The organism is Gordonibacter sp. 28C (genome assembly GCF_003339845.1).
Taxonomy (GTDB): Bacteria; Actinomycetota; Coriobacteriia; order Coriobacteriales; family Eggerthellaceae; genus Gordonibacter.
In genome coordinates this window covers 436,391-458,736 of the sequence record NZ_PPTR01000001.1, presented here as the reverse complement: position 1 = coordinate 458,736, position 22,346 = coordinate 436,391, and the positions used below count along the sequence as shown (strand labels likewise).

Genomic DNA, 22,346 nt, shown 5'->3' with positions numbered 1-22,346 from the left:
GAAACCCGTGAAAGGAGCGCGTCCGTGAAATTCATCATCCGCTGGCTCGTAACCGCCATCGCCTTCGGCGTCGCCGTGTGGATCGTGCCGGGCATCGACATCGTGGGCGGCACGGAAGCGTGGGCGGCCATCGCCCTCTACGGTCTTATCCTCTCGCTCATCAACATCAGCGTGAAGCCGCTCATGCAGCTTTTGAGCCTGCCCATCACCGTCATCACGCTGGGCATCTTCTACCTGGTGGTGAACACGCTCATGCTCTACGTGGCCGCCTGGCTGGCCAACGGCATCTTCCAGGTGGGCATCGAAATAGCCACGTTCGGCAGCGCCTTCGTGGGGTCCATCGTGATCAGCATCGTGTCGGGGCTCATGAACGCGCTTTTGGGCAACAAGGACTAAAGAGCTTTCGGCTTTCGCGTCCGCCGGTCCTTCGCCGGCAGAGCTTCGGCGGCCCCGTCGCACCCGGCGCTCATCGCGCCGCGGTTGAGGCAGGGCCGCTCGCGTATCTCCAGAAAGCCTCCATGGCGCAGCGCGCGTTCCGCCCTACAATGGATGCGAGAAAAACGCCTCGATCGAAGGCGGCCGGGCACCCTGCGCGAGCGCTCGGCCGCCTTCGATCCGCCAAGCAGGTAAGGAAAACCCATCGTGGAACAATCGACCGAACCCGTCTGCGAGAGCGACGAGCGCATGCCCGCGCCCGCCGAGCCTTCGCCCTCGAAACGGAGAAGGGCGCTGCATGCGGGCAAGCGCGTGGGCGTCCTGCTCGTGCAGCTCTCCGTCGTCGTGGCCGTGTACGCCGCCGGCTGCGCGCTGGCCTCGGTGCTGCCCGTCTCGCTGCCGGGCAACATCGTGGGCATGGTGCTGCTGCTCGTGCTGCTGGGAACGGGCCTTCTCAAAGGGAAGCACGTCGGACGCGCCTGCACCTGCCTTTTGGACAACATGTCGCTGTTCTTCATTCCCGCCGGCGTGGCCATCATGGGGTGCTTCTCGCTTTTGGAGGGCAACGTGCTGAAGTTCGCGCTCGTGTGCGCAGTCACGACGGTGCTGGTTTTCTTGGCCACCTCGTACACGGTCATCGCCGTGTCGCGCCTCATGGAGCGTCGAAGCGCGCCCGGCGGACAGCCCGCGACGGCCGACGAGGAGGGGTAGGGCATGCTCTCGATAGTCCTTACCCTGGCGTTCGGCACGCTCGTGTCGTTCGCCGCGTTCAAATTGTCGGTGCTGCTGTACGAGAAGGTGAAGTCGCCGCTGCTCAATCCCCTGCTGGTCACGGTGGCGTGCATCATCGCCGCCCTGAGCGCGTTGCGCATCCCCCTGGAGTCGTACGAGCAGAGCGTGCAGGTGATCTCGTTTCTGCTGGGCCCCGCCACCGTGGCGCTGGCCTATTCGGTGTACCAGCAGCGCCAGATGCTCAAAACCCACTTCGTGCCCATCTTCGCCGGGTGCCTCATGGGGTCGATCGTATCGATGACCAGCGCTTACGCGCTGTGCAAACTGCTGGGGTTGGACGACGCGCTCGCCCTGTCGTTCATCCCGAAGTCGGTGACCACGCCCATCGCCATCGCCGTGTCCCAGCAGCTGGGCGGCGTGACGTCTATCACCGTGGCGGCCGTCATCGTCACGGGCATCCTGGGCGCCATCACCGCGCCGATGATGGCGCGCCTGTTCCACGTGCGCGACAGCGTGGCGAAGGGCGTGGCCATCGGCACCTGCGCCCACGCCGTGGGCACGACGAAGGCGCTTGAGATGGGCGAGCTGGAAGGCGCTATGAGCGGTGTGTCGATAGCCGTGTCCGGCCTGCTCACCACCGCCATCGTCATCGTAGCGAGCTGCTTTCTGTAGTTCAGGGCCCGCAGGCGCACAGGCGGCCCGTAGGGGCGATCTCCTGATCGCCCGTTCGCGCGCAGCGCGAAAACAAACGCCCAGGTTGGCGTAGTAAGTCAGCGAGGCCGGCCGTGGTGTCCGAGATCGTGGGGATGGCGGAGGCGAAGCGTACTTCGGTACGCGAGCCTCCGGCATCGCCGCGAGATCGGGCACCACGGCCGGCCGCAGCGTCGGCGATTGCGCTGGCCGTCAGGCCAGCGCAATCTTATAGATCTCTCGCGCGTCGTCCATGGTGAGCTTCATGAAGCTGCCGAAAGGCTCCCCCTTGTTCTCCTTGAGCGTGGGGATGAGCTTCTCGATGTCCTCTTCGCGCACGTCCAGCTCGTCGAGCGTCACGGGCATGCCGAGCGAGGCGAAGAAGCCGCGCGTCTCGTCGATGGCCGAGAGCGCGTCGGCATCGAGGTCGCCCGTGGGCGCCAGGCCGAACACCTCGCGACCGTAGAAGGCGAAGCGCGCCGGGTTCTGGGCGTACACGTACTCCATCCACGCCGGGAACATGACGGCCAGCCCCGCACCGTGCGTGATGGCGGGGTTCAGCGCGCTCAGCTCGTGCTCCAAGCCGTGCGTGGCCCAGTCCTCGTGGCGGCCGACGCCGGCAAGGCCCTGGTGGCACAGCATGCCCGCCCACATGACGTTCGCGCGGGCATCGTAGTTGTCCGGCTCCACCATGACGCGCGGCGCTTCGGCGCGCACGGTTTTCATAAGCGACAGGCACAGGTTGTCCGTGACGGGCACGGCACCCACGTCGTCGAAGAAGCGCTCCAGCAGGTGGCAGAACATGTCGGTGAGGCCGGCGGCCGTTTGGTACTCCGGCAGCGTGAACGTGAGCTCGGGGTTCATGAACGCCAGCTTCGGTCGCTGCGCGTTGTTCGCGTAGCCCGACTTCAGCTGCAGCTCGTCGTTGCTCACCACGGTGTTCTTCGACGCCTCGCTGCCGGCGGCGGGAATGGTGAGCACCACGGCGATGGGCAGCACGTCGTCGGTGAGCCGCTTCGTCTCGAAGAAGTCCCACACGTCACCGTCGTAGTGCGCGCCCACGGCGATGGCCTTCGCCGAGTCGATCACCGATCCGCCGCCCACGGCGAGCACCCAGTCGATGCCGTGCTCCTTGCAAAGCGCGATGCCCTCGCGCGCCAAACCGATCTCCGGGTTCGGCCGCACGCCGCCCAGCTCCACGTGCTCGACACCAGCCTCGTCGAGCGCTGCCTTCACGCGGTCGATGAGCCCGCTTTTCACCGCGCTTTGGCCGCCGTAGTGGATGAGCGCCTTGCGCGCGCCGCGCTCGGCCAGTTTCACGCCAACCTGCTCTTCCGCCCCGTGCCCGAACACGAAGTGCGTCGGCGATATGAACTCGAAGTTCTCCATGGCAGCCAGTCCTTTCCGCAAAGCCTTTTCCGTTGATCACCCAGTATACCGCTCCCCCGCGCCCGCACGATGCGCGCCCGCCGAAAGAGGCGGATGTCGGCAATCGGTTGGAACCGTGTTGGAAACAGGCGATAAGCGCGGAAGATCGAGGCGGCGCACAGGCGAGGATCGTGCAAGATCCGCGCGGCCCCGCGACGGTCGGATTACGGTCGGTGTGCAAGGTTGCGGAGGTAGGATAGACGCACGGATTCGTCCAGGCGGAGAGGACCGACACCCCTTACACCCATTTCCGATTTTAGGAAGGGGGGTGACCCTCTATGGATGATACGCTGCTTGCCCTTACCGGAGTGATCTTGCAGGTTCTCGGGCTGCACGTCGCGTTGCTGGGCGTGCTGCTCGGGGCGGCCGAGCTTCTGCTGAAGCTCGTGTCGATAGATACGCCCCGGTCGTCCGACAAGGACGAACCGGGGCACAGCGCATAACATCCGAACCGCCGAGACGATCCGAGAGCCGTGGGGAGTTACCGCTCCCTGCGGCTCGCCTGCATTATAGCAAACGAGGCTCTTGAACGTAACCGCTAAGTGCCACTTATTTCGGGCATGTACCCTCTCATGCAGCCTTCGCGTTACCGGAGTTGGCACGAGGCGAGACAGCCGTGGCACCTCCCGCTGCTGCGTGAGATCCTTCGACTCCGGCGGCTTCGCCGCCTCCGCTCAGGATGACAAGCAAGAGCGCCGCGCCACTTGCGCCTTAGGATACCATCCGCAAACAGCAACCACCCCATAACCCCATCCCCCTCACCCGTCATGGTTTTTTCAACCGCACAGGGGCGGGGGCCGGCGAGGGGTCGGCGAGAGCCGGAGCGAGATTCCGCACGAGCCGAACAGCCCAGCGGGCTGTTCGTGCGAGCTCAGGACTGCTCGAGCGCCGGCCCTCGCCGACCCCTCGCCGGCCCCCGCCCCGCCCCGCAGGTCGAAAAGACCGATTACCCCAAAGCCACGTCCAGCACCATCATAACCAGAAACCCCGCCATGACGCCCAGCGTGCCCACGTTGGAGTGCTCGCCCAGGTGCGCCTCGGGAATGAGTTCCTCCACCACCACGTACATCATGGCGCCGGCCGAGAACGCCAGCATCCACGGCATGTACGGCGAGATGAGTCCCGCGAACAGCACCACCAGGATGCCGAACACCGGCTCGGCCAAACCAGACAGCGTGCCCAGCGCGAACGCCTTGGGCGAGCTCATGCCCTCCTGCAGCATGGGCAGCGCCACCGCCGCGCCCTCGGGGATGTTTTGGATGCCGATGCCTATGGCCAGCGCCACCGCCATGCCGAACATGGCCGGGTCGCCGCCGTTCTGGGCGGCGATGGCGAAAAGCAGACCAACGCTCATGCCCTCGGGGATGTTGTGCAGCGTGACCGCCGTGAACAGCAGCGTCGGTCGGTCCCACTTGCTCGGCAGCCCCTCGGGCTTGCTCTCGCCCGGATGCAGGTGCGGCAGCAGCTGGTGCAGCACCATGAGGAACGCCACGCCTATCACGAACCCGCCCGCCGCGGGTATCCAGCCCACCTGACCCGCTTCCTCGGCCCGCTCGATGGCAGGGATGAGCAGCGACCACACCGACGCGGCTATCATGACGCCCGCCGCGAACCCCAGAAACGCCCGCTGGATGGTCATGCTGTTGCGCTTGCGGAACAGAAACACTGACGCCGCGCCCAGCGTCGTCATCAAAAACGTGAACCCCGTGCCCATCGCGGCCCAGAGAAGCGCGGTTTGCATGAGCGCCCTCCCATCGTATCGTCCATCGCCAACCGCGGTATGGGAACAGCGATTGGCGCGCTCTTCGTTGGAAAACCAAGTGTAAGCCTTTTTGCCGGCTCGTTAGACCTTATTCGGCCAGCGTTACCGAGCCGCCCTGCGCAAACCCGCTTTTCAAGCGGACACGCAATGAGGCCGGGGGTGTCCCCGGCCTCATCGAAAGGAATGCCGACAGCGTGCTTGGCGTATCCTTAGTTCACCCACAAGCCCTGCCGCAAAGCGGCTTCGCAATATCACGAGACTGTAACTTGGCGAAGATAGTCTTTTCGTTTATCATTGCGGTTTTGTTCTCTACTGTCGGACACGGTGGATTATAGGCCCTTTGCCAAGCAAACTGAACCCCTTTTGCCCCTTTTGTGCACGTGAGCAACGAAACCGTTACCGTCGTCAACAGTCCGTTTAACCTCGCATGCCCTTCGAAAGCCGCGCTCACCTCTTCTTTTGCGGACCCTTGGATCCCTTCGAGCTCTTCGGCGCCCAGTCGCGCATGCCGGGAATGGCGCCGCCCGCAATCTCCCAAAGATAGAGGCTCGCCACCGATCCGTACGGCGAGTAGCGGCGCTTGTACTTCGCGAACAGCTGCGGGGTGATGCGCCGATGGTGGTGCAGCATGCGCAGGCCGCGCAGGATGGCCAGGTCGCCGAAGCTCATGACGTCGGGCCGCTGCATCGAGAACGTCATGAGCATCTCGGCCGTCCACACGCCGATGCCCGGAAGCGCCGAAAGCCGCCGGCACACCTCGTCGTCGGGCAGGTCGGCCAAGGCCTCAAGGTCCAGCTCGCCGGACAGCACGCGCTCGGTGCATCCCTTGATGTAGCCGACCTTCCGGAACGACAGCCCGAACCGCTGCAGCTCGTCGTCGGTGCAGGCGGCCACGGCTTCGGGCGCGACGTCGCCGAACGCGTCGACCATGCGCTTCCAAACGGTTGCCTGCGCCTTCGTGGATATCTGCTGGCCCACGATGCAGTTCACGAGCGCCGCGAACAGATCGGGCGTCACCTCGCGGCGCACGGGGCCGATGGCGTCTATGGCCTCGGCGAGCCTTGCGTCGCGCGCTTTGAGATGGGCTATCGCCCTTTCGTCGTAGGGGAAATACTGCGGCTTTCCCATCGATATCCTTCCACCGTGGCCTCTTCGTCAAGTATAGCCGCTCTGTTGCGGGGAGGGCGCACGCGAGCGCAAGCGCAAAAGAGCCGGCACGTCTCGGAACCGACGCTCGCATTCGCGCACCTTGCGCGCCGATCCGAGCGAAACGCACCGGAAAAGGTGGAGAAAGTCCTCGCTACGGAATAAACCGACCATAGCCAGACGCAATCGAAAGGGGTACCATCGACTCAGCATAACGGCGGGCCCCGCGCGCGTCGACGTTCACGAAAAAAGGGGGAAACCATGAAAGACCATCCAGTGCGGAACTCCATCTACAACGTGTACTTCAGCCCGACGAAGGCCACCCAGACCATCGCCTACGCCGTCGCCGACGCCATCGCGGCCGACCGCGACCTCACCAGCATCGCCATCAACCTGACGAAGCCGAACAGCCGCCCTGTGCGCGCCGGCGGCCAGGCGGGCGACGTGTTCCTGTTCGCCTTCCCCGTGTACGGCGGGCGCGTTCCCACCGTGCTCATGGACTGCATCGACCAGTTCCAAGGCGAGGGCGCGAAAGCCGTGGTGGTGGGCGTGTACGGCAACCGCGACTACGATGACGCGCTGCTGGAGGCAGCCGACCTGCTGAACGAGCGCGGCTTCGAGGTCGTCGCCGCCGGCGCGTTCATCGGCGAGCACTCCATGGCCCCGCGCGTGGGCGCCGGCCGGCCCGATGCCGACGACCTGGCCGTGGCCGCGCAGTTCGGCCACGACGTGGCCGCCCTTATCGAGCAGGGCGCCAGCACGATGCCCGCTATCAAAGGCAACCGTCCTTATCGCGACGGCATGCCCGACGCCGACGTGCGCCCCGTCACCACGGACGCCTGCACGTCCTGCGGCATCTGCGTGAAGCTCTGCCCCATGGGCATCATCGACGCCGACGACCCCGCACAGGTGGAGGCGGGCTGTTTGCAGTGCAACGCCTGCGTGAAGGGTTGCCCGGAAGGCGCCAAGCACTTCGAGGGCGAGCAAGCCGCGGCCATCGTGGCCATGCTGGAAGGCAACTGCATGGCGCGCAAGGAGCCCGAGCTGTTCCTGTAGCGAGGAGACGAGGCGGGGTGCGACAAAGGAAATCGATGCGGCGGGCGCACGGTGCGCCCGCCGCATGTTCGTTTCGACCGCACGGTCGCCTTCCCGGGCGGCCAACAGGCCGTCCCCACGAGGCAACGACGCATTAATTAGTCCAGGATCGCCTCGCCCAGCACCGAGTCGAAGCGCACCGACGTGCCGTCGACGTAGGCCACGTTCCAAATGCGGTAGTCGAGGGAGTCCGGCACGTCTTCGGAGGCAAGCGCGCAGCCTTCGCCCGACGTGTCGACTTCCGCCCCGGCATCGCCGCTCGCTGGCGCGTCCTCCGGAAGGCTCCCGGCATCGGCCGCCCCGTCGCGATCGCCGCTCGTCGCGTCGGTCGAGTCGGCGCCGCGACGCAGAGCCGCCTCGGCCTCGGCCAGGGCGTCGTCGAGCTCGGCACGGGTGGGCTGCTCGGTCTCGCGCGCCGCGCCTTCCCAGGCGTTCTCAGCGTCGGGATCGGCCGCGGCCCAGCCGCCCTGCGCCTCGTCGTCGATGCCGGCGGCCTCCGTCACGGCGGCTATGACGTCGGATGCCGAGGACGAGCCGCGCTCTTCCCTGCCGATCGCGCGCTCGACCGCCTTCGCGCCCGCAGCGCCTTCGGCGGGCGCGCCGCCAGCGTCCTCGCGCTGCGCGGCGATGCTCGCACAGGCGGGGATGCGGATGACGTCGATGGGGTCCGCGCCCAGCGCGCCTTCGCGCAGCAGCGTGCGCGCCCTCCCCACGTAGCCTGCGGCGGCCGCCGGAATGGCCGACTCCACCATGCGCACGGCGATGGCCGGACCGCCTTTGAACCGCACCTCCGCCCACGTGAACGGCAGCACGCGCTCGCCGTTGTTGCGACGCGCGTCGTTCTCGCGCGCAACCAGGGCGGACGTTTCGGCGAACTCCTCGTCGAGCCAGGTGGTGAGCGCCCCTTCCCACAGCGGGTCGTCCTGATCTTCGTCCATCGCGCCCGCCCCCACGTCGAACTCGATGACGTTCGCGCTTTGGGAGCCCTTCTCGGCACGTACCACCTCGGTGGGGGCCACGGCCGCGAAGCGGCGCTCGATCTCGGCGTCGGCGTCGCCCTGGTAGCTCTCCTCGTCGAGCACGATGTTCAGTTTCAATTCGGGATGGATCGATGCGGGCATGGCGGTTCCTTTCATCGAACGCGGGTGCGACCGCGAGGGCGCCCGCGAATGGGGTCGTATCCACAGTATTGTCGCTCTGGCCGCAATCCATCCAGCCGTTGCGATTCGAGCGTGACGCAATCGTTGCGCTCCCTTCACCGGAAGGCAAACCGGCGGGAAAGCGCAAGTGCGATCCGCCCGCCCGACCGCTATAAGCGACTCGATGTATTCCTGGTATTACGTTTCGGTTATACTGGAATCATCGCACACGACGAGCCGGCGTCCCTCGCGGGGCATCGACGAGGACCGGGGGATTCCATATGCACGACCGTGAGACAACCGCAACCATCGAAAAGCTTGTAGAGACCGTGTACGACCTCTTTCGCGCCCAGTGCGACTACGAGGACGTGTCGGTGGCGGAGCACGACCTCGTCGCGCGCATCCAGTACGCGTCTGCCGTGGTCCAAGCCGAGAAGGTTGCTCCTCCGGGCGGATGGGACCCGTACGGACGCTGAGGAAACCGCCGACGCTCACGCGGCTGACGATATGCGTTCGAAACATTCGGGGGCGACGGCTTGTGGTATCGTGGGTGCCTGCAACTGAACACGGCCCGCGCCGAAGGGCGCGGGCATCGGGCAGGAGAGGGGCCGACCCATGCGGAACCACCGCGACGCGCAGGACGACGCCAAAGCGGATGCGAAGCTCGAAAGCGAAATCGAAGCGCTGACGTCAAAGGAGACCGAGGCTTCCGAAACGCTGAAGCGGAAGATTCCCTTGCTGCTCAAAGTGTTCGCCATCCTGTGCATTGTCGCCGGCGTCGCCATCCTGCCCATGATCGCGTTCGTGATCGTGGTCATGGTGTTCGCGTTCCGCCAAGGCGAGTTCGCCGGCGATTCCACGGCCTCCACCGTGCTGTTCTTCGCATTGCTGGCCATCCTGGCCGTGCTCACGGTCACGTTCGTCGTGTTCGGCATTCGCCTGCTGCGCGACAAGCGCCGCCACGCGGCCCAAACCGCCGAAGTGCTCACCGGCTTCATGGTAGCCGGCATCCTGTGCGACATCATGCTGTTCGGCCTGGACGGCACCGTGATCTTCTTTGCCGCCTTCCTCGTGTTCCTCGTGGTGCTGACCAGCTATTTGGACCCGTCGCTCGCCGACGAGCGCGAGTTGCAACGCAAGCTGCGCGACATGGAGGTGCGCGAGGACGCCGAGGACGGAACGCTCGGACGCGACGAGACGGGCAAGGGCTACATCGCGCTCAACTTCTTCAACATCTTCTGGATATTCGTGGTGTGCTGCGTGTTGGGCCTGATCATCGAGACGGTTTATCACGTGCTCGTGGTAGACCCCGGGCATTACGAGGACCGCGCGGGCATGCTGTACGGGCCGTTCTCCCCCATCTACGGGTTCGGCGCCGTGCTCTTGACCATGGCGCTCAACCGCTTCCACGACAAGAACGTCATCCTCATCTTCCTGGTGAGCGCCGTTATCGGCGGTGCGTTCGAGTACGCGGTGAGCTGGTTCATGCAGTACGCGTTCGGCATCGTGGCTTGGGATTACACGGGCACGTTCCTGTCCATCGACGGGCGAACCAACGGCATGTTCATGGCCATGTGGGGCGTGCTGGGCGTGGTGTGGATCAAGCTGTGCCTGCCGTGGATGCTGAAGCTGGTGAACCTCATACCGTGGAACTGGCGCTACGCCCTGACCACCGTGGCCGCCGTGCTCATGATAGCCGACGGCGTGTTGACGCTGGTGGCGCTCGACTGCTGGTACGGTCGCGAGGCGGGAAAAGCCCCCGACAGCGCCATCGAGCAATTCTGCGACGAGCACTACGGCAACGACTTCATGCAGGAGCGCTTCCAGAGCATGAGCATCGACCCCGACCGCGCCACCCGCGCGAACTAGCCGCATCTGAGGAAGAGTGAGGGGCGTCCATGCCCTCCGTAGGGGCGCTCTCCTGAACGCCCGCTCGCGCGAAGCGCGAGAATGCGGCCCTCGGTTGCTTTTCGGCTTGCTCCGAAACGGGCGCTCTGGAGAGCGCCCCTACGGGGGTTGCCGCCGAAGAAAGATTGCCGCCTCACTCCTATTGAGCAAATAAACTCGCCTATTGAGCAAATTTGCGCTCCTATTGAGCAAATTTGCTCAATAGGAGGTGGCCATGGCTGCATACCAGAGAAGCATCGTGCGCACGCTCGTCCGGCGCATGAACGAGCCCCGCCGTTTCATCCAAATGCTCATAGGTCCTCGTCAAACGGGGAAAAGCATCACCATCAGGCAGGCTTTGAAGCTCGTCGACGTACCGAGTCATGTCGCGCTGGCGAGCATCGACTCGTCGAGCAGGGACTGGCTGCGCGCGCAGTGGATTCAAGCTCGCAACCTCATTGGAGATGCCTCGCCCAGCGCCCTGCTGGTCATCGACGAAGTGCAATTGGTGAGCCAATGGTCCGCCGTCGTCAAAGAGCTATGGGACGAGGATACATGGAGCGGCATCGACGTGCGCGTCGTGCTCACCGGGTCGTCGTCGCTGCTGCTGCAGACCGGCCTTGTAGAGGGGCTTACCGGACGGTTCGAGATCATAAGAAGCACCCATTGGGGCTATGCGGAGTGTCGGGAGGCGTTCGATTACTCGCTCGACGACTTCCTATTCTTCGGCGGCTACCCCGGAGGCGCCGCGCTCAAAACAGACAAGATGCGATGGCTCGACTATATGAACGAAGCGGTTATCGAGCCGAGCATAAACAAAGACGTGATTGCCTTGGAAGACGTGCGCAAGCCGGCGCTCATGCGCAGGCTGTTCCAAATCGGAGCGCCCTATTCGAGCCAGGAGCTGTCGTATCGCAAGATACTGGGGCAGCTTGACGACGCGGGCAACACCACCACCATAGCCCACTACCTTGACCTCTTGGCCAGCGCCGGCCTGCTTTGCGGCTTGCAAAAGTACGACCCGAAGCTCATTCGAGAAAAGGCGAGCTCTCCCCGCCTCATGGTGTACGACACGTCGCTCATGACCGCCACGTACGGGCAATATCGCGACGCCCTGCTCACCGACCCCGAGCGCAAAGGCCGTCTCGTGGAAAGCGCCGTGGGCGCGTTTTTGCTCGCCCAATCGAACGTGCGGCACTTCGCCGTGCATTGGTGGCGCGAGGGCAACGACGAAGTGGATTTCGTCTTGTCGCAGAACGACTCCGTCATTGCCGTGGAGGTCAAAAGCGGGCGCGTGAAACCCCTTGGGGGCCTGACCGCTTTCGTCAACCGTTTTCCGAGGGCACGAACGCTCGTCGTGGGGTCGGGCGGCTGCTCTGTGGAAGATTTCCTGCTCGGCAAGGTGCCGCTTTTCGACTAGCGCCTCAGCGGGAGCCCCCTCCCCCGCCTTTTGAGAGGCCGTGTATCGCCGCGCGCTCGAACCCGGAGCGCTAGCGCAGGTAGCGCTCGAAATAGCCGGCGCTCCTGAAGGCGAACTCCTTGCTCTTGACGCGCAGGTTGACGGCGAAGGGAACGAGGATGAGGCACACCGCGATGCCGACGCCTATGCCGACGCCCGCCAAGACCTGCGCCCACTCGAACGGGTTGGCGGAAAGCCACGCGATGCCCCAGACGGCGTTCAGAAACAGCGGGAAAAGGGCGGTTGCCACGCCCGGCGCGTAAACGGTCCTCTTCCCCTGGGGCTTGAAGCGCTTGCGCATGCCGATGCCCTCGCGCGTATGGTTCGCCAGCTCGACGATGCCAAAGAACACCGCGACGGTCACGACAGTCGCTCCGAGCGCGTTGGCGTTCGCGGCAACGAGGATGAACACGACCTCGGCGCCGAGGTTGGTGACCATGTTGGTCGCGCGGTTCTGCGGGTACACGAGCGGCTCCTTCGAGCCGAAGGTGAGGTTGTTCATGTAGAAGAAGCCGCCGGGCCAGGTGTTCTCCTCGAAGACGTGCAGGGGGATGCCGGCCGCCAGAACCCAGGCGATTCTCTCAGGCGTCGAAAGATCGCCCCAGTTGACGACCAGCACCGCAAGCGAGGCAACGCCCAAGGCGTACACGACGTAGAGCCACGCCTTGTCGCACCATGCGCTCAACGCCCTCCTAATCAACGCGAGGCTCCGGCTGCTCGACATCCTCCTTGCGATAGCCGCCGTAGCGCATGTAGTACTTGGCGTCCTCGAACGCGAACATGCCCGGCTCCTGCTTGCGGACCCACTTCTTGAGGGGCGTCTCCGTAAGCGGCACGCACACGCAGCACATGACGGCGAACAGAACCACGCACCACAGCCAATCGGTTGCCGTGACGCCTGCGATGTGCGCGACCAGGTACGCCCCGGCCGGCAAGAACATCAAGAGCGACGTGACAAGGCCCGTGTGGTAGATGGTCTTCTTGCCCTTGTCGCGATACCAGAGGTAGGTGGCGATGCCGCCCGCCGTATGGGCGAACAGCTCCATGACGCACAGCAGGATGACGCACAGCGCCACCGCGTTCGAAAGGGGCAGGAAAAAGCAGAGCACCGCGTAAACGAGCGGGATCCACTGCAGCCCCACGTTGGTGACCATGTCCGTGAGCCGGCTCATGGGATAGCGCGTCGGGTCGTAGAGGCTCTCGTCTTTCGGACGGAAGACGCTCGTGTTGTAGAACCAGTGAAGGCCGCCGGGGAACTTCCACTCCTCAAGCACGTGGAAGGCCATGATGTAGGCGACGAAGACGCCCGCTTTGCTGCCCAAGGGCATCGCGTCCCAGAAGACGGCCGCAAGCACCGCCACCACCGCCGCCGTGACGCAGAGGAAGACGATCCACTGATTGTCGCACCATTTGTCCAGTTTCTTAACGAAGTTGCTCGCCATGTTTCCTCTCGCTTCCTTACTTCGCTTTCTTCACCTTGCCGAAGAGGCCCTGAGGCACGCTGTCGGGGTCAGCCGCGGCGGCGGCCTTGCGCTCTTCCCAAACCTTCGCGACGTACTCGCGCTTGTAGCCCCAAAGCTCGCGTTCCTCGAAAGGATGCTTGGAATCGCGATCGTGCATGAAGAGAATCGGCAAGCCGAACGAGATGCCGAGCAGCACGAGCGAACCGGGGATTCCCCACCACAGCTGACCGGCGGCCTCCGGCATGAACGTCAGCACGTACCAGATGAACACGATGGCGACCGGCAGCTGCAGGAACACCGCCGCGAAAAGGCCGGGGTTGTAGACGGACTTCAAGCGCATGTTGAGCACGATGCCGTGCGCCGGGATCTGCCAGAGACCCTGGAAGATCTGGGCTGCGGCAAGCCAGATGAACTGCGGGAATAAGATCGGGACGAGGTAGCACAGGTAGCACAGGAACACGTTGCTGACGAAGCACTGGCGCTGGTTCAGGATGTAGCGGTCCGAGCGCTCGATCTCGTTGAACACGATCATGTTGGAGATGAGCGGGAAGCCGCCCGGCCAGGCGTATTCCTCGAATTGGTGGACGAGCATGCCCATCCAGCTGAAGATGAGCAGCACCTGCACGTAGTCGAGGGCTCTGGCGCCCCACAGCCCCATGATGAACGCGAGCAGCACGAAAACCACTCCACCGATGTAGTACCAGTACCTCTGCCAGAACATCATAGGATCGCCTCCTTTTTCTCATATGCTCCAAGCTTTTTTCGGCTTGTTGGTATAGACTGCATACTAGTCAACACAGCGGTTCGAAGTCAACAGACTGTCGATCCAAGAATGATGCATGGCAAACATGGATGCGTGCATTTGCGTTAAGATCAACATATCAGGCAATTTTGTCGAGGTGGTACCACGTGGAGAACCAGAGAGTGCGAATCAGCAAGACGATGCTCAAGAACGCCCTCGCCCAACTGCTTCAGGAGAAACCCTTGGACAAGGTGTCGGTGCTCGAGATCTGCCAGACGGCCGAGATAAACAGAACCACGTTCTACAAATACTACGGAAGCCAGACCGATCTGCTCGAGGAGATCGAGTCCGACTTCCTCGGGCAGCTCGACGAGAAGATCGGCCTCGTTCTGAGGAACTCCACCGATGCGATCATCGACGTCCTCGGCAGCCTCTACGAGCAACGATCCCTCTTCTGCACGCTCGTCCGAGCCGTTCCGGGCCAGCAATTCGCCGCCCACCTGCTCGCCTTGCCGAGCCTCAACGCCATCTTCCAAAACCTCGAGGTAAGCGAGGGCTACGAGGAGCATCAGGCGAGATATGTGCGCAGGTTCATCTCCCAGGGCACCTTCGCCGTGCTCTGCGACTGGCTCGGCAGCGACGACCCCGAGCCCGTAGGGGAGATCGCCGCGGTGCTGGAAACGATAAGGAGTCGCTTCTGATCTCCTACGAGCCCAGCATGATCCTGATGATCTCGTCGTTCGTGGCGCGCATGCCGTCGCGGCCCAGGCGGGCGATGCTGTCGATGGTGTTCTCCACGCCCTTCTTCACGATGCCGTCGCCGCCGTAGAACTGCTGGCCGTCGCGGTACATGACGTAGCCCAGAATGCCGGCGTTCACGGCGAAGGCTATCTTGCCGGCGCACGAGGGCTTCGCGCCGTCGCACACCATGCCGGCCACGATGGACAGCGCGTTCACCACGGCGTGGCAGGCGTCCTTGTAGCCGCCGCCGTCCAGGTACGCGATGCCCGCGCCGGCCGCCGCGCCGGCGCACACGGCGCCGCAAAACGCCGAGAGCCGGCCGATGCCCGTCTTCTGGTGGATGGCCACCAGGTTGGATAGCACGAGCGCCCGGCGCAACCGCTCGTCGGACGAACCCAGTTCCCGCGCGTACACCAAGAGCGGCACCGATACGGTGATGCCCTGGTTGCCGCTGCCGGAGTTGATGACCACGGGCAGCTCGCATCCGCTCATGCGCGCGTCGGACGCCGCGGCGGCCATCGCGCAGGCCCGCACCTTCACGTCGTCGCCGTACGCGCCCAGCATGACGCTGCCGATGTTCGCGCCCCAGTCGCCGGAGAGCCCCTCCTCGGCCACGGCGCCGTTGCACGCGATCTGCCGATCGAGCGGTCCCCGCACGTCCTCCAAGTCGACGGTCATGGCGAAGTCCCAGATAGAAGCCATATCGAGTACGCTGCGATCCGTGAGTCCTTCCGCGGTGCCGACCTCCGACGCCAGCGGTGCCTCGTGCAGCACCGCGTCGTCGAGCTCCTCGCGCACGATGTTCGTGTGGTAGTCGGCTATGCGCACGAGCGCCGTGCGCGCGCCGGCGGCATCGGACACGCGCACGACCACGTCGAAGTCCACCGCGTCGTCCGTGCGAGCCACCTCGATGGGCACGCGCGCGAGGTAGTCCGCGATGGCGCGCACCTCGTCGGGCCCCACCTGGGCTATCACTTCCAGCTTGCGCTCGGGCCTCCCCGCCACGATGCCGGCCGCTGCGGCGGCTTCGATGCCCTTGAGGCCCCCCGTATGCGGCACGACCACGCTCTTCGCGTTCTTTATGATGCTGCCGCTGGCCTCCACGTGCACGTGGGCGGGTTCGGCGCCCAAAAGCTCGCGCGCCCGCGCCGCCGCCAGGGCGATGGCTATGGGCTCGGTGCACCCCATGGCGGCGATGAGCTCTTCCTCCAAAATGGCAACGTAGGCGCCGTAGCGCTCGTCAGTCCGCTCCATGCTCCGCCTTCCTCGCAAGTCCGATCGCCCCATGATAGCACGCAGACGCTGGCGACGCCCCTCGCGCAAATTGCCACCGGCAACCTTGAAAGCCGAGGCTATAATAGGGAATCATAGCGCTCAACCAGCAAAAACAAGGAGATGGGCTTGCGCAAGCGGAGCACATGGGGTAAGGGGCTCGTCGTCATCGCCTTCTGGGTGCTGGGCGCCTTCATCCTCATCTTCACGCTGTCGCAGGTGCGCGACTTCGCCGGAATCATCAACGACTCGGGCGTGGTGCGCGGGGGCACGCAGAGGGTGGTGAAGATGGAAGTAGCCGGCAAGTCGGCCCCGTCCACTGAGCAGCGCGTGACCTCGCTTCTGGAAAAGCTGACCGAAAACGAGCAAAGCCGCCTGTACAAAGGCCCCGAAACCTACGAGTTCATGGACAAGCTCGCCGCCGTGACCAACCAGTGGCAGCTCATCGAAGCCGAGATCGACGCCCTCGATCGTGGAGAGGGGTCGATCGACCAGCTTCTCTCCCTCAGCGAAACGCACTTCACCCTCGCCGACGAAATGGTGATGTCCGCCCAGCAGCGCGCCGAGCACGACTTTCTGTGGATGGGGGCCATCTGCACCGTGTTGTTCCTGGCCGCCGCGACCATCATGCTCTTCATGCGCAACGACCGCATCTTGAAACTCAAAACGGCCTACTTCACCGACCCGCTCACCAGGCGCAAGAACATGCTGGCGTTCGAGGAGCAGGCCCAGCAGCTCGTGTCCGGTTCCGCCGATGGCGCGTACCTCGTCGCGTACACGAACATCTCGAACTTCCGCTACATCAACGAAACCTACGGCTACGAGGCCGGCGACCAGCTCATTATCACCTTGGCGCGCCTGCTGGACAACGCGTGCAAGCGCGACGAAGTGGCCGCCCACGGCAATGCGGACCACTTCGTGCTGCTCCTGCGCAACGAGCCCCAGCGCATCGAGAGGCTGTACGAGCATGTGGAGGAAAAGCTGCGCTCCACTCCCGACCTGCACTTCACCGGGGTGCTCTCGTTCGGCTGCGGCGTGCGCGAGGTCGAGCAGGCCAGCGACAGCATTCCGCTTCTGGTGAGCGACGCCATCGCCGTGACGAAGGAAGCACCCGCCGAAGGGGGCATATCGCGCTACGACCAAGCGTTCCGCGACGCCGTAGATCTCAAGAACCGCATCGAACGGCACGAGGACCACGCGCTGGCGAACCACGAGTTCATGCTGTACCTGCAGCCGAAGAACCGCCTGGCGGACGGCGCGCTCGCAGGTGCGGAGGCGCTCGTGCGCTGGGAGTCTCCCGAACTGGGCTTCCTGCCGCCCAATTCGTTCATCCCCCTGTTCGAGAAGAACGGCTTCATCGTCCAGCTGGACTTCTACATGCTCAAGCGCGTCTGTCAAAACTACCCGATGGCCCCCGCCCCCTCGGGCGAGGCGCTTGTCGTGTCCGTGAACTTCTCCCGCGTCACTATCCTGCGGGACGGCTTCGTCGAACGCCTGTTGCGCGTGGTGGACGGGGCCGGCGTTCCCCACGAAGCCATCGAGATCGAGATCACCGAGAGCGCGTTCGTCATGGACGAGGACGCGGTCATCGCCAAACTCGAGATGCTCAAGGCTTTGGGGTTCCGCCTGGCCATGGACGACTTCGGCACCGGCTACTCGTCGCTCAACCTGCTGCGCAAGCTTCCCATCGACGTGCTGAAGATCGACCGGGGATTCCTGGCCGAGAACACGGACGCCGAACGATCGCGCTCGGTGCTCAAAGGCGTGATCGACATGGCGCGCGACCTGGGGTTGACCATTGTTTGCGAAGGCGTGGAAACCGAGGCCCAGATCGCCATGCTGCGCGAACTGGGCTGCCCCATCGCCCAAGGGTTCGCGTTCTCCAAGCCCTTGCCGGAACACGGGTTCCGCGAGCTTTACGATATTCCCGACGACGGTTCCCAGGACCGCTGAATTCACGCTAAACCTTCGATGCAGTTAGGAGCAGGTGCATGAGCAGCGACGTTTCGAACAACCCTTCGATGCACCGCCACACCTACGTCATAGACTGCGACTACCGCGTCGTGTACATGGACAAGGCGGCCCACCGCGTGTTCCCCTCGGGTCAGATCGGCGCGTTGTGCTACGAATCGTTCCGCGGCGCGACCGAACCGTGCAAGGACTGCCCGTGGCACGGCCACGAGCACGACGCCGCCACCCAAACGGTCATCTTCAGCGCGCGGCGCGACCTGTGGTACGAGATCACCTGCCTTGAAACCGACTGGTTCGACCGCGGTCCCTGCGTTCTGTTCTCGGGAAGGCCCATCAGCGACCAGAGCCGCAGCCTGTTCGCCTCGCTCAGCGAGCCGTCGTCCTACGACGAGCTGTTCGAGATCAACATGACGAACGACTCCTACAAAGTGCTGTACACCGAACCCGACAAGTACGTCATGCCCGCGCTCGAGGGAACGCTCAGCATCATGTTCGAAGACGTGCTGAACAACATGATCTACCCCGAAGACCGCGATCGCTTCCTCGAGCTCTGGGACTTCGACACCTTGACCGCCCGCCTCGAGCAGGCGGGCGGCGCCCTGCGCGGGGAGTTTCGCAAGCGCCTGTGCGCCGGCGGCTGGGGATGGGCGGCCCAAACCGTCGTCCCCGTCAAACGCGGCGAGAGCGGCGAAGCCGTGGTCATGTGCTTCATCACCGACATCGACGCCGAGGTCAAGACCCGCAAGGAACGCGCAGATACAGCGCAGATACAGCGCTTGAGGGAACGCGACCAGCTCACGGGCCTTTACAACGCCTCAACCTTCTATGAAAAGGCGACCGAGCTGCTGGCGGCCCGTCCCGACCTGAGCCACGAGGCCGTCTACCTGGACATCGAGCACTTCAAGTTGTTCAACGAATGGCACGGCCGGGAAGCGGGCGACAACATGCTGCGCGCCATAGCCGACCGGCTCGCCGCCATCGCCCAGCGCTTCGAAGGCGTGGCGGGCTATCTGGGAGGCGACGACTTCACCCTCGTGCTCCCCTGCGGCGTCGTCAGCGACGAGAAGATCGAGGAGCAGTTCAAGCTCCCGCCGTTCGACTCCGAGGACACGATAGGCTTCCGCCCCGCCATAGGCATCTGCTCCATCGATCGCGCGGGCGGATCGGTGGGCACCGCCTGCGACCACGCCATGCTGGCCATGGCCACCGTGAAGGGGTCCTTCGCCCGCCGAGCGGCCTGGTACGAGAACGCCATGTCCGAAGAGCTGGAGAGCGAGGCCAAAACGCTGCTCGAGGTGCAGCAGGCGCTGAGGAACCGCGAGTTCGTGTTGCACTGGCAGCCCCAATGTAACACCCGCACGGGCCGCATCGTGGGGCTTGAAGCCCTCGTGCGCTGGCAGCACCCGGAGCGCGGCCTGGTGATGCCGGGCGACTTCATCCCGGTGCTCGAGCGCAACGGGTTCATCGCGAGCCTGGACCTGTACGTATGGGACGAGGCCTGCCGGCACCTGCGCTCGTGGATCGACCGCGGCAAGCGGCCCATTCCCGTGTCCGTGAACATATCGCGGGCCGACCTCTACGCCATCGACGTGGTGGACACGCTCGAAGGCCTGGTGCAGAACTACGGCCTGGACCACCACCTGCTGGAGCTGGAGATCACCGAGAGCGCCTACGCCGAGGACGAGAAGATGGCCGAGGCCGCGAACGACCTGAAGGAGCTCGGCTTCACCATCCTCATGGACGACTTCGGCAGCGGCTACTCGTCGCTCAACATGCTGAAGGACATCACCGTGGACATCCTCAAGATAGACATGGGATTCCTGGTCCGCGAGAGCGACGCGCAGCGCAGCGAGAGCATTCTGGAAGCCGTGGTGTCCATGGCGCGCCTCATGGACCTGCGCATCATCGCCGAGGGCGCCGAGACGAAGGAGCAGGTGGACTTCCTGCAGGACATCGGCTGCGACTACGCCCAAGGCTACTATTTCCACCGCCCCATGGACACCGTGAAGCTGGAAGCCCTCATCAGCAACGACGACGTCATCGACTATCGCGGCGTGCTCAGCCCCCTGATGGATCTGATAGACATGAACGCCCTGTTGAACGAGGACGAAACCAGCCGCACCATCGTCGACAACCTCATAGGCGGCATGGCCGTGTACGCGGTCTACCCCGACCGTTTCGAACTGCTGCAGGTCAACAACGCGTATTACCGGGTCACGGGCTGCAACTCCGTGGACTTGAGAGAACGGCAGCACCACATATCCAAGCAGGTGCACCCCGACGACCTGCCCATCGTCATGGATCTGTTCGCGCAGGCCGAGCAGCATCCCGTTTCGGGGGCCGAGGGCACATTCCGCCGCTATCGCCTCAACGGAAACCTTATGTGGCTGCGCATGAAGACGTTCTTCCTCAGGCGCGAGCAGAACCGCAACATATTCTTCGCCTCGCTAGCCGACGTGACCGAGCAAAAGGAGCAGGAAGAGGAGCTGCGTTCGTCCCAATCCGCGCTCAGCAACGTGCTAGGCTTGCCCTTCGCCGAGAAAAGCCTGGACGACATGACCACCGAGAACCGTCAGGCGGCCGCGCAGGTGTTCATGCGGAACGTTCCCGGCGGGCTCATCGGCGGATACTGCGAGGACGGTTTCCCCTTGCTGTTCGCCAACGAGGAGATCGCCCGCATGGCCGGCTACGACACGACGGAGGAATTCATCGAGGCGATGGACGGCATGGTGGCGAACTCCATCCACCCCGACGACCTGCCTCAAGTGACGAAGGACATCGGGCCCGAATACTACGAGGGACTCGAGTATACCACCCAGTACCGCATGCCCCGCAAAGACGGCACCTGGTTCTGGGTGGCCGACCACGGCCGCATCGTCCGCACGAAGAACAACCGGCTGGCCATCGCCAGCGTGTGCATCGACATCGACAACACCGTGAGCATGCAAAAGCAGCTGGCGGTGGAGGACGAGATGCTCTACCGCATCATTCGACGCGCGAACCTGAACGTGTGGATATACGACATCGAGCACGACGCCATCACGTTCCAAAACCTCTCGTCGAACGGGATCGCATCGCTCCTGGCTCAAGCCGACCTTCCGAACGTCTTGCCGAAGGGCGCCGCTTCCGATCTCGACGCGAACGCGCTTCCCGACGACGTCGGGCGCATCCTCAAGCGCATGGCACGCGAAGTGCAGTGGGGTCGCAACGTCGCGCGCGACATCGAGGTGCAGACCGACGACGACGAGATCCTGGAGCTGCGCGTCACCTGCGAGGCCGTGACCGACCCCAGCGGCAAACCCGCGCGCGTTATCGGGTACATGGAGGAGACGAAATCCAATCAGCCCGCCGCCCACCCCTCCGCGAACAGCAGTCGTTTGCTCGAGATGCTGAAAGGCAAAGCGGTGGAGCACTGGTACGTCAACCTGAGCACGAAAAGCTTCCTCAGCGCAGCCGACCGCAAGGCGTGGCGCAAAGCCACGGGCATCGTCTTGGAGGACTGGTCGGGCACGACGCCCCAAGAGCGCATCGGCGAGGTGGTGCGTTCCCAAAAAGACGCGGAAGCCGTCGAGGCCTTCCTGGACTTCGACGCCATGCTTTCCCAGTACAAAAAGGGCAGCCGGTTCGGCTCGCTGGAGTTCCGCCAATGGAGCGAGAAGGGCGAGCGGTGGATGGAGCTGAGCTACCGCCTGATACGGCTGGAGGAGGGCGGAAGCGTGTTCGCCCACCTGTCGGTATCCGACATCGACGAGCGGAAGCGGCGCGAGCTGGAGCTGGAGGACAAAGCCGCGCACGACGCGCTCACGGGCCTCATGAACCGGCAGGCGGCCTCCACGCTGCTGCCGGGCGCCTTGGAGGAAACCTTGCGAAAAGGCACGTCGGGCGCGCTCATCATCATAGACCTGGACGATTTCAAACAGGTGAACGACGAGTACGGGCACCTGGCGGGCGATGTGGTGCTGTCGGGCATCGGCCGGCATCTGAAAAGCGCTTTCCGCAAGAACGACCTGGTTTGCCGCTGGGGCGGGGACGAGTTCATCGTGTACTGCGACGACATCAGCCGCAGCAGCCTGTCGCGCCGCGTGGGCACGCTCTGCGACACGCCGTGGAAAACGCAGGTGCAGCACGGCACGTCCATCGAGCTGTCCGCATCGGCCGGCATCGCGCTGGTGCCGGGTCACGGCTCCAAGTTCACCGAAGTGTACGAGCGGGCCGACGAGGCGCTGTACTGCGCGAAGTCGGACGGCAAAGCGCACTTCCGCTTCTACGAGGCCGGTTAAGGCAAGCAAGGGTTCGTCCAATTACCTCGTAGGGGCGCTCTCCAGAGCGCCCCTACGAAATCGACCCGAACGCCAAACCGGCGGCGCGGCGGCGTCCGCCGAGG

General features: G+C 64.3%; 19 protein-coding genes. 11 read left to right on the top strand and 8 right to left on the bottom strand.

All coding sequences use genetic code 11. The annotated features are described in order from the left end of the window. Positions 1–24 precede the first annotated feature (24 nt). From C1878_RS01870 to C1878_RS01860, 3 genes are all read left to right on the top strand, one after another. Positions 25–396, top strand: a complete 372-nt coding sequence (locus C1878_RS01870) for a phage holin family protein (protein WP_114599996.1) — start codon at positions 25–27, stop codon at positions 394–396. 246 nt (positions 397–642) lie between these two features. Further along, complete coding sequence (locus C1878_RS01865; RefSeq protein ID WP_241963570.1) at positions 643–1,146, top strand: CidA/LrgA family protein; 504 nt, start codon at positions 643–645, stop codon at positions 1,144–1,146. A gap of 3 nt (positions 1,147–1,149) precedes the next feature. Then, positions 1,150–1,839 (top strand): LrgB family protein, encoded by a 690-nt coding sequence (locus C1878_RS01860; RefSeq protein ID WP_114599995.1) that lies wholly within the window; start codon positions 1,150–1,152, stop codon positions 1,837–1,839. A 231-nt stretch (positions 1,840–2,070) separates the two neighbouring features. Here the strand turns inward: C1878_RS01860 and C1878_RS01850 are convergent, their stop codons facing one another. Then, positions 2,071–3,246: an iron-containing alcohol dehydrogenase gene (locus C1878_RS01850; RefSeq protein ID WP_114599994.1), complete on the bottom strand. Its 1,176-nt coding sequence runs from the start codon at positions 3,244–3,246 to the stop codon at positions 2,071–2,073. 317 nt (positions 3,247–3,563) lie between these two features. On the opposite strand from C1878_RS01850, the gene C1878_RS16680 reads away from it, so the two are divergent. After that, the gene (locus C1878_RS16680; RefSeq protein ID WP_167510310.1) at positions 3,564–3,728 is read left to right on the top strand and encodes a hypothetical protein; all 165 of its coding nucleotides are present in this window, start codon (positions 3,564–3,566) and stop codon (positions 3,726–3,728) included. Positions 3,729–4,231: 503 nt separating this feature from the next. Here the strand turns inward: C1878_RS16680 and C1878_RS01845 are convergent. Both C1878_RS01845 and C1878_RS01840 read right to left on the bottom strand, forming a co-directional pair. Then, positions 4,232–5,026, bottom strand: a complete 795-nt coding sequence (locus C1878_RS01845) for a ZIP family metal transporter (protein WP_114599993.1) — start codon at positions 5,024–5,026, stop codon at positions 4,232–4,234. 468 nt (positions 5,027–5,494) lie between these two features. Continuing rightward, on the bottom strand, positions 5,495–6,175 hold the full coding sequence (locus tag C1878_RS01840; protein WP_114599992.1) for a DNA-3-methyladenine glycosylase: 681 nt from the start codon (positions 6,173–6,175) through the stop codon (positions 5,495–5,497). A 279-nt stretch (positions 6,176–6,454) separates the two neighbouring features. Here C1878_RS01840 and C1878_RS01835 point away from each other — a divergent pair, with 279 nt between their 5' ends. Beyond that, positions 6,455–7,249: a 4Fe-4S dicluster domain-containing protein gene (locus tag C1878_RS01835; protein ID WP_114599991.1), complete on the top strand. Its 795-nt coding sequence runs from the start codon at positions 6,455–6,457 to the stop codon at positions 7,247–7,249. Positions 7,250–7,386: 137 nt separating this feature from the next. Here C1878_RS01835 and C1878_RS01830 read toward each other — a convergent pair whose 3' ends face one another. After that, positions 7,387–8,409, bottom strand: coding sequence for a hypothetical protein (locus C1878_RS01830; protein WP_114599990.1), 1,023 nt, complete (start codon positions 8,407–8,409; stop codon positions 7,387–7,389). A gap of 299 nt (positions 8,410–8,708) precedes the next feature. Between C1878_RS01830 and C1878_RS01825 the strand changes: the two genes are divergently transcribed. The 3 genes from C1878_RS01825 to C1878_RS01815 all read left to right on the top strand — a co-directional run bounded on the left by C1878_RS01825 (position 8,709) and on the right by C1878_RS01815 (position 11,734). After that, a complete protein-coding gene (locus C1878_RS01825) occupies positions 8,709–8,903 on the top strand; it encodes a hypothetical protein (RefSeq protein ID WP_114599989.1) in 195 nt (64 codons plus the stop codon). Positions 8,904–9,042: 139 nt separating this feature from the next. Further along, on the top strand, positions 9,043–10,296 hold the full coding sequence (locus C1878_RS01820) for a putative ABC transporter permease (RefSeq protein WP_114599988.1): 1,254 nt from the start codon (positions 9,043–9,045) through the stop codon (positions 10,294–10,296). A gap of 253 nt (positions 10,297–10,549) precedes the next feature. Beyond that, complete coding sequence (locus tag C1878_RS01815) at positions 10,550–11,734, top strand: ATP-binding protein (RefSeq protein WP_114599987.1); 1,185 nt, start codon at positions 10,550–10,552, stop codon at positions 11,732–11,734. A gap of 70 nt (positions 11,735–11,804) precedes the next feature. Here C1878_RS01815 and C1878_RS01810 read toward each other — a convergent pair whose 3' ends face one another. From C1878_RS01810 to C1878_RS01800, 3 genes are read right to left on the bottom strand one after another with little or no spacing between them, the layout of a single operon-like run. Then, entirely contained in the window at positions 11,805–12,458 is a 654-nt protein-coding gene (locus C1878_RS01810) for an HXXEE domain-containing protein (RefSeq protein WP_241963569.1), read from the bottom strand. A 7-nt stretch (positions 12,459–12,465) separates the two neighbouring features. Next, complete coding sequence (locus C1878_RS01805; protein WP_114599986.1) at positions 12,466–13,215, bottom strand: HXXEE domain-containing protein; 750 nt, start codon at positions 13,213–13,215, stop codon at positions 12,466–12,468. Between the two features lie 16 nt (positions 13,216–13,231). Next, entirely contained in the window at positions 13,232–13,960 is a 729-nt protein-coding gene (locus tag C1878_RS01800; protein ID WP_199519263.1) for an HXXEE domain-containing protein, read from the bottom strand. Between the two features lie 185 nt (positions 13,961–14,145). Between C1878_RS01800 and C1878_RS01795 the strand changes: the two genes are divergently transcribed. Further along, positions 14,146–14,679 (top strand): TetR/AcrR family transcriptional regulator, encoded by a 534-nt coding sequence (locus tag C1878_RS01795; RefSeq protein WP_241963568.1) that lies wholly within the window; start codon positions 14,146–14,148, stop codon positions 14,677–14,679. 4 nt (positions 14,680–14,683) lie between these two features. Here the strand turns inward: C1878_RS01795 and C1878_RS01790 are convergent, their stop codons facing one another. After that, complete coding sequence (locus tag C1878_RS01790) at positions 14,684–15,973, bottom strand: serine dehydratase subunit alpha family protein (protein ID WP_114599985.1); 1,290 nt, start codon at positions 15,971–15,973, stop codon at positions 14,684–14,686. Between the two features lie 147 nt (positions 15,974–16,120). Here C1878_RS01790 and C1878_RS01785 point away from each other — a divergent pair, with 147 nt between their 5' ends. Then, positions 16,121–17,944 carry a bifunctional diguanylate cyclase/phosphodiesterase gene (locus C1878_RS01785; RefSeq protein ID WP_158539657.1) on the top strand — a complete coding sequence of 608 codons (1,824 nt, stop codon included), beginning with the start codon at positions 16,121–16,123 and terminating at the stop codon, positions 17,942–17,944. A gap of 38 nt (positions 17,945–17,982) precedes the next feature. After that, positions 17,983–22,242 (top strand): EAL domain-containing protein, encoded by a 4,260-nt coding sequence (locus C1878_RS01780; protein ID WP_114599983.1) that lies wholly within the window; start codon positions 17,983–17,985, stop codon positions 22,240–22,242. The last annotated feature ends 104 nt before the right edge of the window (positions 22,243–22,346 follow it).